The sequence below is a fragment of the Clostridium sp. AF32-7AC genome (assembly GCF_003477925.1).
GTDB classification, from domain to species: domain Bacteria; phylum Bacillota; class Clostridia; order Lachnospirales; family Lachnospiraceae; genus Otoolea; species Otoolea fessa.
The window spans coordinates 64,945-77,233 of the sequence record NZ_QUEG01000005.1; the positions used below are offsets into that span (position 1 = coordinate 64,945).

Here is a 12,289-nt window from a genome sequence, read left to right on the forward strand (position 1 = left end):
GGACTGCCTCCCTCTCTCCTATATGCACTCTCGGAGTCTTTCCTGTATTCATACACTGTTCCGTCCAGTTATCCTTTTCTTTTCATCACAGAGATGAAAAATCCATCACACGGATGAACGCCCGGATAGAGCTGGATGTATCCCTCTTTCAGGCTGTCTTCCTGAAAATCAATCCCCAGACGACCACTGATATCAACCGGCTCAAATGGATATTCGTTTAAAAACCATGCCCGGTTTTCATCATTTTCCAGACGGTTGACCGTGCAGGTGCTGTAAACCAGCACTCCACCCGGCTTCACGTACTGCCAGACCACCGACAGCATCTGCCGCTGCAATGCAGCCAAGTCCCGGATTCCGTCCATTGAAGCGTTGTATTTGATATCCGGCTTGCGTCCGATAATGCCAAGTCCTGAACACGGCAGATCGGCAATGACCACATCCGCTTTCTGCTCCATCGAAGCATCGAATTCACACGCATTCCAGGCGCAGGCAGAGACGTTTGTACAGCCGCTGCGGGCAATATTCTCCTTGATCAAAGATACCTTGTAATCACTCACATCCCGGATCTCAACCTGTCCAGTTCCGTGCAGCAGATCCGCCGCATGAAGCCCTTTTCCACCCGGTGCCCCACAGACATCGAGTACAAAATCACCCTCTTTGATACCCGCCGCATCACCAGCCAGCGACGAACTCAGATCCTGAATCCGGATTAGTCCTTCGCGGAACGCATCCAGACTCTCTGGATAGTCCACTCCCGTCAGACGGTAAACGCCGCTTCCCGTCGCTGTCTCCTCTGCCGTCACGCCCTGGGCGGACAGGGAGGCAAGAATCTCTTCTTTCCCTGCACGGTTCTCGGCAAACCGTACCATAAACGGACGTTTCTCCAGACCAGCCTGTGCCATCCTGTGCGTCGTCTCTGCCCCATAGTTTTCCTTCCAGAGAGATAAAATCCAGTCCGGCATTGAATACCGCACTGAATCATCCGGGAAGGTCAGTTTGCCTTTTCCACGCGCCACAGAACGCAGCACACCATTTACAAAGCCGGAAAGTCCGGAAAATCCACGTTTTTTCGCAAGGCGCACCGCCTCATTGCACGCCGCCGAATCCGGTACACGGTCCATATAATAAATCTGGTACACGCTCATCCGCAGAAGTGTGCGGATAAACGGTTTCATCTTATGAACTTTTGTTTTGGAATATGCGTTGATAATATAATCAATCTGGATTTTATACTCCACCGTCCCGTCCACAATCCGTTTTAAAAACGAGCGGTCTGATTTTTCCAGATACTGATATTTAGAAAGAGCCTGAAAAAGGGCCAGATGTGTATACTGTCCCTTTTCCAGAATCTCGGTCAAAATTTCGGCCGCTATTTCACGCAGCGCAGTTCCATCAGTCATCGCGTCGTCCTCCAAATAATATAATCAGACGCAGAAGCTGTAAAATCGAACCAGCCGCCGCTGCCACATACGTCAGTGCCGCCGCACCAAGCACCTGTTTGGTATATCCAACTTCTTCCCCGCGAAGAATCCCTGTTGAATCAAGCAGACGTACCGCACGCGCGGATGCATTGAACTCAACCGGAAGCGTCACCAGCTGGAACAGCACCGACAAGGAAAATAAAAGAATTCCAAGTGAAACGATCGGAGATCCCATGCCGCCGACCAGGACACCAATCAGGATCATAGGCCAGGAAAGCTGTGCGCCGATGTTGACCACCGGCACCATTGAACCGCGCAGGCGCAACGGAACATACTCAGATGCATCCTGCATCGCATGTCCGCACTCATGCGCCGCAACACCGATCGCCGCGACCGAAGTAGAACCATATACACTCTCAGATAAATTCACGGTCTTGGTCCGCGGATCATAGTGGTCGGTCAGGCTGCCTGCCACCTGGCGGATCTGGACATCATAAATGCCCTGTGAATTTAAAAGCTGTCTCGCCGCCTCGGCTCCCGTCATGCCGGTCATGCTCCGGACTCTTGAAAACCGCGCGTAGGTGCTTTTTACCTTCGCAGATGCCCCTAATGACAGAAATACACCAATTAATACCAGAATCATCGTCGGATCAAACATACTGTAATATCCGTATCCGTACATATCACTCCAACTCCTTTCAAACGCCTGGCTGCCTGTAGCAGTTCAGTTCCTGCTGAAGCATTATTTTATCCGAGCTTTACTCCCGTTTCCACCGGATATCCGCGTAAAAATGCCGCCGTATCCATCCGCTTCTTGCCTTCCAGCTGAAGTTCCCGGATCGTGAGAAGCCCTTTGCCGGTCTGGACAGAGAATGCATCTTTACCGACACGTACCACCTGTCCGAATGTCTCCGGTGACGGCCTTCCCGCCGCATCTTCCTCGACATCCGCCGACCAGATTTTCAGGGTTTTTCCTTCAAATTTTGTATAAGCGCTCGGCCATGGATTTAAGCCGCGAATCAGGCGCTCAATCACTGCCGCATCCATCGACCAGTCGATCTGCCCCATCGACTTATCGAGCATTGTCACATGGGTTGCCTCTGCCTCATCTTGTTTAACCGGATGCAGGATTCCTGCCTCCGCTTTCTCAAGCGTGGAGAGAATCAGCTTTCCTCCCGCAAGGCTCAAGCGGTCAAACAGGCTGCCGCCTGTCTCTTTCGGATCCAGGCGTACTTCCACGGTATCCAGGATATCTCCGGTGTCCAGACCGACATCCATCTGCATCGTCGTCACACCGCTGACCTCATCGCCATTGATGACCGCCCACTGGATCGGGGCTGCCCCACGGTATTTTGGCAGAAGCGACGCATGGATGTTGATACAGCCGTATTTCGGCAGGTTCAGAATCCGCTCCGGCAGAATCTGACCAAATGCAATCACGACGATCACATCCGGCTGAATCTTCGTCAATTCCTCAAAAAATGCCTCATCCTTGCGGATGCGCACCGGCTGATACACCGGGATTCCATATTCCAGCGCTTTTTCCTTGACAGGCGGCATTGCCATCGCCTTGCCGCGTCCCTTCGGCTTATCTGGCTGTGTCACCACCGCCGCTACTTCATGCCGACTCTGATAGAGCGCTTCCAGTGTCGGAACCGCAAAATCCGGTGTTCCCATAAATACGATCTTCATATCTGCCTGTCACCCCACTCTTGTTTCTCTCTCATTCTGCCAATGTGCTTTATTCTTCCTCTGCCGCTACATCCTCTAACGGACCTTCTACCAACTCCACATACAGATGTCCGTGCAGATGATCGCACTCATGGCAGATCGCACGTGCCAGGAAATCATCTGCTTCCAGGACAAACTCTTCCATTTTTTCGTTCAGCGCGCGTACCTTTACGTGGCTCGGACGGGTTACCATACCAGCCTTGCCCGGAACGCTTAAGCAGCCTTCCTGACCAGTCTGGCTGCCGGACATTTCCTCGATGACCGGATTGATCAGGACATACTGGTTGCCGTCCTCCACGTCGATTACTACGATCTGTTTGCGGATACCGACCTGCGGTGCTGCCAGACCTACGCCGCCGGCTGAATACATCGTGTCAAACATATCCTCTATCAGTTCAAGTGTGTGATCGGTTACCTCCGTCACTGCCTTACACTCTTTTTTCAGTACCTCATCGCCAATAGTTCTAATTGACCGGATTGCCATTTTATACACTCTTCCTCTCTATGATATATCGTATTGAATCTGGACCGCCTGCCATTTTGTATCTGCGGCAGCCAGGGTTTCAATCTGACCCCTGATTTGATCCAGTATAGCACATTTTTCACACTTTATATATAAAATTTTTCTGTAGATGTCATTAACTTTGTATACCGGTGCCGGAACCGGACCGATACACTCGGCACTTTCGCGCAGCCGCCGCGCCGCCATTTCCGCACATTCATCCAGCACCACCTCATCGCCGCAGGCAAAATAAACCGCAGCCATCTGGCAGACTGGTGGATAATGAAGCAGCCTCCGGTAATTGATCTCATGGCTGTAAAACAGCTCATAATTCTGCGCCGCTGCCGCCTGCACGGCATAGTGTTCTGGCCGGTACGTCTGGATGACCACATCGCCGGGCTTCCCGGCGCGCCCCGCTCTGCCAGCCGCCTGCGTCAGAAGCTGGAACGTCCGCTCCGCGCTGCGGTAATCCGGCGTATTTAAGGAAAGATCCGCCGCCAGGATTCCGACCAGCGTCACTCCCGGAAAATCATGCCCTTTTACAATCATCTGCGTGCCGATCAGGATATCTGCCTCACGATTTGCAAATGCCTCCAGAATCGCTTCATGTCCGCCTTTTTTTGCCGTTGTATCCGCATCCATCCGCAGGATCCTCGCATCCGGAAACCGAATTTTCGTAAATTCTTCCATCTTCTGCGTTCCGGCCCCAAACCCGGCAATATACGGTGATCCGCAGGACGGACACTGCTTCATCAGTGGAATCGTATAGCCGCAGTAATGACAGACCAGACGGTTCTTCCCGTGTAGTGTCAGGGAAACATCACAATGCGGACAGGTCACCGCCTTTCCGCAGGAACGACAGGAAACAAAATTGGAATAGCCGCGCCGGTTCATAAAAAGCATCGCCTGCTCGCCACGTGCGAGTCTCTCTGTCAACATTGCATCCAATGACCGGCTGAACACCGATTTATTGCCTGCCTGCATCTCCGCACGCATATCAGCGATCTGTACCTTCGGCAGGATACTTCCCGCCACTGCCCGGTGATGCAGGGGCAGAAGCACATATTCGCCATTCTGAGCCCGCAGATACGATTCCAGAGAAGGAGTCGCTGAGCCCAAGACCAGCGAAGCCCCGGAAAGCCGGGCGCGCTCCGCCGCTACTTCCCTTGCATGATAGCGCGGCATCGTCTCGCTCTTATAGGCGCCCTCATGTTCCTCGTCGATCAGAATCAGTCCCAGATTGGAAAATGGGGCAAACAGCGCCGACCGCGGTCCGATCATCACGGAAACCTCGCCCCGCGCCGCCCGTTCCCACTGATCATAGCGTTCTCCCGCAGAGAGACGGGAATTCAGAATCGCGATCTGATCGCCGAATCGCCGGTAAAACCGCATCACCGTCTGATATGTCAGCGAAATTTCCGGGATCAGCAGAATCACCTGCTTTCCATCCCGCAGGACACGCGCCATCAGCTCCATGTAGACTTCTGTCTTTCCACTTCCCGTAACGCCGTGAATCAGATACGTTTCACGTTTCCCCGTCTCATAATCCTCACAGAAACGGTCAACCGCCGTCTGCTGCTCTTCATTGAGACGCACGGTCTGTCCGGCTGGACGCGGCAGTTTTGCATGGTTTAACCCGCGTTCCTCACGGGAAACTTTCACTGAAAGCTGTCCCTGTTCCTCCATCGGGCGGATCGCCGCCAGGGTCAGGTCAAGCTCCCGTCGGGCAAATTCCATCGGAATATCCAGATTGTCCCGGAATGCCTCAAGGAGCCGCACCCGCGCCTTATAATGCCGCTTCTGTGCCGCCAGGATTGCCGCTTCCAGCTCTTCCTGGTTTAAAAGACAATGCAGCGTCTTTTTCTCGCGCGGTTTTATCTTTTCCTTGACGGGAAGTACGGTTTTGAGCGTCTGGTTCATCGTCGCGCCATAACGTTCCCGCATCCACCACGCCAGACGGATAAGCTGGGATTGCACCGACATACTGCCCGGTGCGATCCCAGCTATCTCCTTGATGCGGGATGGGTCATACTCCGCCGTATTTCCCATTCCCACCACATATCCAGTCCGAAGTGAATTACCCTTTCCAAACGGTACCGTCACGCACGTTCCCGCCGTAATCTCCTCCGCCAGCTGCGCCGGAATCCGGTACTGAAACGGGCGATCCACCTTCTCATGGGATATATCTATAATAATATCCGCGTATTGATACGCCATGATTCCTTCTCTTTCTATTTCTAATTCAAGTCGAACGTCCGTGAGACTTGGCGCGTGATTCTGGTCAGCGAAGCTGACATATTCTTTACAAAATCACTGCGCATCCTCGCGGAGCGTTTATCTCAGTCGGAGAATGGACTCCCACTGAGACAAACTTGCTATTACTTACCACCTGAAGAGGTGGGAGTCTTCTCGACTGAGATAAACCTCGCTGCCGTCTCCCCCAGCTTCATACTGTTGGAACCCTTGAACAGGACCGCATCTCCCTCGCCGATCTGTGCATCCAGCCAGTCAAGCATATCTTCTTTTTCGTCCTCTTCAAACGAAACGACATGCAGATCCGGTTTGACTTTTTTTGCTCCCTCGGCGATCGCCTGCGCCAGTTCGCCATATACAACCAGGATATCGACCGGTTTTTCCGCCAGAAACGCACCAACTTCACGGTGGAACTGAATCGTATTCTCTCCCAGTTCCTTCATATCTGCCAGAACCGCAATTCTGCGTCCTGCCGGCAGGGAAGAAAGTACACCTATCGCCGCTTTCATCGAATCCGGGCTTGCATTGTAGGTATCGTCCACGATCGTATAACCATTTTTATGATAAATCTGCTGACGGTTCTTGAACCCGCCAAATTCAAGCAGCTTTTCCGCTGCATCGGCAAGCGGCACACCGTAGGCATCCGCAACCGCCAAGGCAGCCAGCGCATTCATGACATTGTGCTCGCCCATAACAGTCAGCTTCACCGGGACGCGCACCTCGCCGTGTACCATCGTAAAGGACGGAAATCCATCCGGGTATGAAAGATCCTCGGCGCGGTAGTCGTTATCTGCTCCAAGTCCATAACGGACGGTATGGCAGCCTGCTTTTGCATGCACGGTGGAAAGCATATCATTATCTCCATTTACAAACAGGATTCCGCCTGCCTTCATACCGTCCTGGATATGCAGCTTTTCTTTTAAGATATTCTCGCGGGAGCCCAGATTCTCAATATGCGTCACACCGATATTCGTCATGACTGCCGAATCCACCGCCGCAATCTCCGCGATCACCGCCATCTCGCCCGGCTCACTCATTCCCAGTTCCAGCACGCCGATCTCATCATTCTCAGAAATCTCCGAGATCGTGAGTGGCACACCGATCTGGCTGTTGTGGTTTGCCGGTGTCTTGAATGTCTTATATTTCGCTGAAAGCGCCGCCGCCACCATTTCGCGCGTCGTCGTCTTTCCCACGCTGCCGGTGATACCAACTAACGGGATAGAAAGACGTGCCCGCAGGCAGCGTCCGATCGTCTGCAATGCCAGTTTCGTATCTTTCACCTGGATCAGCGCGCCGTGAAAGCCCTCCGGTGCCGCCTCATGCTCCGAAGTCAGTGCGGCTGCCGCCCCATTGTCCATCGCCTGAACCAGGAAACGATGCGCGTCTGATTTCTCCCCGATCAGCGGAACAAACAGATCCGCCCCGCGCATACTCCGGGAATCAATGCTGATGTGTTTTAACTCCGTATCTGCATCTCCGCAGAGCAGTGTTCCCGACACTGCTTCCACGATATGTCTGACTGTAATATGGTCCATATTTTGCCTCCAAATTGATTACATATGCAGCTTCTTCACCGTCTCCTGCACTACTTCCCGGTCAAGAAAATGATAGCGCACGCCCTCGATCTCCTGATAATCCTCATGCCCTTTTCCGATGATCGCGATGATATCGCCATCTTCCGCATGGGACAAGCTGTACTCAATCGCTTCGCGGCGATCCGGGATTTCAACGTATTTGCCATCGGTTTTTGCAAGTCCGACCTTGATATCTGCCAGAATATCTTCCACTTTCTCAAAGCGGGAATTATCCGCCGTGATGATCGACAGATCTGCCAGCTTTCCGCCAATCTCTCCCATCGAGTACCGGCGATCCCGCGCCCGGTTGCCGCCGCATCCGAAGACGCAGACGAGACGCTTCGGCTTGTAGTCGCGCAGCGTCAGAAGAAGACTTTCCATGCTGACCGCATTGTGGGCGTAGTCAACGATCACGGTGCACTTTGCTGATTTATATACAATCTCCATCCGTCCATCGACCTGGATATGTTCCAGCGCATGGCAGACTTTCTCCTTCGGCAGATCAAAGAAGCTGCACACGCCCGCTGCCGCCAGCGCATTGTCCACGTTAAATTTGCCCGGAATGCCGACACGCAGATCGCTCTCATATCGTCCATGCGTCTGAAATTCGACGCCCACGAAATCATGTTCGCGTACATAGTGAATGTCATCCGCTGTAAAATCAGCCGCCTGTTCCAATGAAAAGGTCAGGATCTCTGCTGTCGCCCCTTCTACGATCGCATCAAAGTTCGGATCATCGCGGTTGACGAGCGCTGTCCGGCAGTTTTTCAAAAGCTGCTTTTTGTAGTAAAGATATTCTTCAAAACTTGCATGTTCATTCGGGCCAATATGATCATTGGAAATATTCAGGAAAATTCCATAATCAAAGAAAAGTCCATCTACCCGGTGCATCAGGTAGCTTTGGGAAGAAACCTCCATCACGATGTAACGGCAGCCCGCTTCCACCATTTTTGCAAAATATTCTTGCAAAATGTAGGATTCCGGCGTCGTATTTTTGGTTGGATAATGATTCTCACCGATCACAGCGCCGTTCGTTCCGATGAGACCCGTCTTCTGTCCGGCTGCCTCCAGAATCGCCTTGATCATATAAGTGGTAGTCGTCTTTCCCTTCGTGCCGGTCACACCGATCGCCGTCATCTTCCGCGCCGGATAATCAAAACGTGCCGCCGAAAGAAGCGATAGCGCGTTCCGTCCATTCTCCACTTGAATGACCGTCACGTTCTCAGGCGCCTCAACCGGATGCTCGACCACCAGAACCGGCGCGCCCTTTTCAACTACATCCGGGATAAAGGTATGCGAATCGACGTTTGCCCCGCGCATACACACAAACACCGTCCCCGGCGCCGCCTTTCTTGAATCGTAGACCACCTCGTCAACCTCCGTCTCCAGGCTGCCCTGCAATAATGTATACGGCAATTCTTTCAGCCAGCTTTTAAGCTTCATAGGATACCTCCTGATTTTGATATTTTATAATGATTCCGCTTTTTAATATCCTTCTTCCATCATGTTTTCAAACTGCTCCATGCTCATCAGCACCTTACGCGGCTTCGTGCCTTCTTCCTCACCGACCACGCCTGCATCTGCAAGCTGATCCATGATACGCGCGGCACGGTTGAAGCCAATCTTAAACATACGCTGCAGCATGCCGATGGATGCTTTGTCTTTCTCAATAATAAATTTACCTGCCTGTGCAAAATAGGCATCGCGCTCACCGCCGCCAAAGCCCGCATCCATCGCCGTCGAACGGATCTTGGACTCAACCTCGGCGCTGTACTCTGCGGTCAGCCCCTCCTGTTTCAAAAATCCGACCACATCCGAAACCTCATTGTCGGACACAAACGCGCCCTGTACACGCTGCGGTTTCTGATAGCCCGACGGATAGAACAGCATATCGCCCTTTCCGAGCAGTTTCTCCGCGCCGTTCATATCAATAATGGTACGGGAATCCACTCCGGAAGAGACGGAAAAAGCAATTCTCGACGGAATATTTGCCTTGATCACACCGGTGATGACATTGACCGATGGTCGCTGCGTCGCAATCACCAGATGAATGCCCGCTGCACGCGCCAGCTGGGCCAGACGACAGATCGAATCTTCTACTTCGCCCGGCGCTACCATCATCAGATCGGCAAGCTCATCCACGATAATGATGATCTGCGGCAGTTTCTCCGGTTTCTTCGGATCGTCGATATCCGCGATCGACTCAACCTTGGCATTGAAACCCTTAAGATCGCGCACGCCGTATTTTGCAAACTTCTGGTAACGGTCGGTCATCTCTGCCACCGCCCAGTTGAGGGCGCCGGACGCCTTTTTCGGGTCGGTCACAACCGGAATCAGAAGATGCGGAATACCGTTGTATACACTTAACTCAACCACCTTGGGGTCGATCATGATGAGCTTGACCTCGCTCGGCTTCGCTTTATAAATCACACTCATGATCAGCGTATTGATGCAGACTGATTTACCCGATCCGGTCGCACCCGCGATCAGAAGATGCGGCATCTTCGCAATGTCGCTGACAACCGTCTGACCTGCGATATCTTTTCCGACCGCGAATGCCAGCCGGGACGGATATTTCTTAAATGCCTCCGACTCCAGCAGATCGCGCAGCAGAACCACATGGTTCTCCTTGTTCGGAACCTCGATACCGACCGCCGCCTTGCCAGGAATCGGTGCCTCGATACGGATGTCCGCCGCTGCCAGATTTAACTTGATATCATCCGCCAGCGCTACAATCTTGCTGACCTTGACACCCTGCTCCGGGTGAAGCTCATAGCGGGTAACCGTCGGTCCACAGCTGATGTTTGTAACCGTCACGCCCACGCCGAAGTTCTGGAGCGTCTGCTGCAGCTTGATCGCTGTCTCCCGGTACTCCTGATCCGAGAAATCGGTCTGTCCCGTGCCACGTTTTAAAAGCGTCAATGGCGGGAATATGTATTCTTTCTGGATCTTCTTTTCTTCCTCTTCCTTGCGCTCGATCTGCTCTGGAACCGTCAGTTCCTCAACTGGAAGTGCTTTTCGTTCTTCCCGTTTCTGCTCCAGTTTTTTCTGTATCGCCTCTGTATCCGTCTCGATCACCTTTCCGGATGCGGTCACGACCGTTTTGGAGTCCTCCGGGACAAAGAAACTGCCCTTTGCCTCGCCCCGCTCCGATTCCAGCGTCTTATAATAGCCATCGATTGGTTCGGAATCCGTTTCCCCAGATATAGGTTCGTTCCCTTCATTCTCATTTTCCATCGAAACAGTTTCCCACTCGTTTTCCGATGGCTCAAAGACATCCTGATGCCCTAAATCTGTATGAACCTCCTCTGCGGTCAAACCGGACGCCGCCTCCGCAGCCGGTTTCTCCCGTGTCTCTACCGGATAATAGCCTGGACCTTTCCGGCTCTCGCTGCCGGCAAATTCTTCCATCGTCCGGGTATCACGGCGTACATACAGGCGTTTCAACAGCTGGTCGCTCGCACTGTCCTCTGTCTCTGCGGGCTCCTTTGCAAATTCTGTCTCCCTTACTGCCCGCGCCATCTCGCGCTCCGATTCTTCCTGAAACTGGGATTCTGAACCAGCGTATGCATATGTATCCTGCTCCGATTCCACCGGTTCTTCTTCGTACTCCACCGGCTCTTCTTCATACTCCATCGGTTCTGGTTCTACCGCTCCGCCACCGTGGAATATCTGCCCGCGAAATACATCTGCCGGATTCTCCTTCTCTACTCCCTGTCCGGAATCCTGTGCCAGATTTTTTCCCTCTGCCGGAACATCGGTCCAATCATCATAAGCCACGGCCTCATCCTGCAAGTTTTCCTGCCTTCCATGCATCTCACGGAATTCCTCCGGTGCATCCTCCGGTCCCAGCACGGTTCCCTCCGGGACTCCTTCCGAGAAATTCCGCATCACTGGCAGCTCGGTCAGCTTGGCGCCCTCGAGATCAACGCCACGGACCCGCTGCTCCTCCCGCAGACGGCGTTTTTCTTCCTTTTTCTCCTCATGTATCTCACGGCGGCGGCTCATATCTTCTTTCGCATACTCATATGCCCTTCCGCTGCCCTGTTTAACGAAGTTTACCAGGGAACGCTCCGTAATGCACACAGCACCGAGTGCCAAAAGCACCAACAGAATCAGAACTGCTCCGATCGTTCCCACTGTTCCGCACAACAGCAGCATCAGAATGCCACCGATAAAGCCGCCTCCACCTGCCTGCGCGTAATAATCGCCCAGATTCCAGTCCAGATGCCGACCGCCTCCCATGAGAAGCTGGGAAAGTCCGCAAAATGCCAGAAGCACCTCGCCAACCGCCACCAACTTGGCTACGGCTTTCTGGTTGCCTCGGTTTGAAAGATAAAAACAAGTCCCCATAAATAAAAGGAATGGCACCAGATACCCCATCACGCCGAATACGCCAAGCAGAGTCGATCGCAGAAAACTTCCGACAAAGCCGCAAAGCCCGAAATTGCTCAAAAACAAAAGTACCGATATTGCAAATGATACAATAATCGCCACTTCCGTTCCCATAAATGCCCCTGTACCACTTTTCTCCACCAGCTCCGGCGCCTGGCTGGCGCGGCTTCGGCTTCCTGTTCCTTTCGCGGTGCCTTTTCCAGACGAAGCTTTCTTCTTCCCCCTACTCTTTTTCTCGTTCAGCGTCTCCTCCGCTTTCTTCGCCGCAGGGGACTTTCTGGATCGCCCGGCTTTTTTCTCTGTCCCAGCTGTCTCCCCGGCACGCTCTGTACTCTGTCTTTTCCTGCTTGTATCTGCCACCTGTCTCATGCCTCCAATATTTCCCATGTATCTGCGGTTCCTCCTGTTTCACA

At 52.9% G+C, this 12,289-nt stretch carries 8 protein-coding genes; all 8 read right to left on the reverse strand.

Going from position 1 to position 12,289, the window contains the following annotated elements; all coding sequences use genetic code 11:
* Positions 1 to 68 precede the first annotated feature (68 nt).
* The gene (rsmB, locus tag DWZ45_RS08895; RefSeq protein ID WP_118468655.1) at positions 69 to 1,400 is read right to left on the reverse strand and encodes a 16S rRNA (cytosine(967)-C(5))-methyltransferase RsmB; all 1,332 of its coding nucleotides are present in this window, start codon (positions 1,398 to 1,400) and stop codon (positions 69 to 71) included.
* Entirely contained in the window at positions 1,393 to 2,103 is a 711-nt protein-coding gene (locus DWZ45_RS08900; protein WP_118468657.1) for a zinc metallopeptidase, read from the reverse strand. Before DWZ45_RS08900 ends, rsmB begins: the two co-directional genes overlap by 8 nt.
* A gap of 65 nt (positions 2,104 to 2,168) precedes the next feature.
* Positions 2,169 to 3,113 (reverse strand): methionyl-tRNA formyltransferase, encoded by a 945-nt coding sequence (gene fmt / locus DWZ45_RS08905; RefSeq protein ID WP_118468659.1) that lies wholly within the window; start codon positions 3,111 to 3,113, stop codon positions 2,169 to 2,171.
* Positions 3,114 to 3,162: 49 nt separating this feature from the next.
* On the reverse strand, positions 3,163 to 3,636 hold the full coding sequence (gene def, locus DWZ45_RS08910; protein ID WP_118468661.1) for a peptide deformylase: 474 nt from the start codon (positions 3,634 to 3,636) through the stop codon (positions 3,163 to 3,165).
* 18 nt (positions 3,637 to 3,654) lie between these two features.
* Complete coding sequence (gene priA / locus DWZ45_RS08915; protein ID WP_182426652.1) at positions 3,655 to 5,871, reverse strand: primosomal protein N'; 2,217 nt, start codon at positions 5,869 to 5,871, stop codon at positions 3,655 to 3,657.
* A 161-nt stretch (positions 5,872 to 6,032) separates the two neighbouring features.
* Positions 6,033 to 7,442 (reverse strand): UDP-N-acetylmuramoyl-tripeptide--D-alanyl-D-alanine ligase, encoded by a 1,410-nt coding sequence (gene murF, locus DWZ45_RS08920; protein WP_117795534.1) that lies wholly within the window; start codon positions 7,440 to 7,442, stop codon positions 6,033 to 6,035.
* An 18-nt stretch (positions 7,443 to 7,460) separates the two neighbouring features.
* Positions 7,461 to 8,924 carry a UDP-N-acetylmuramoyl-L-alanyl-D-glutamate--2,6-diaminopimelate ligase gene (locus DWZ45_RS08925; RefSeq protein ID WP_118468665.1) on the reverse strand — a complete coding sequence of 488 codons (1,464 nt, stop codon included), beginning with the start codon at positions 8,922 to 8,924 and terminating at the stop codon, positions 7,461 to 7,463.
* A 42-nt stretch (positions 8,925 to 8,966) separates the two neighbouring features.
* Positions 8,967 to 12,263, reverse strand: coding sequence for a DNA translocase FtsK (locus tag DWZ45_RS08930; protein WP_227589732.1), 3,297 nt, complete (start codon positions 12,261 to 12,263; stop codon positions 8,967 to 8,969).
* Positions 12,264 to 12,289 lie beyond the last annotated feature (26 nt).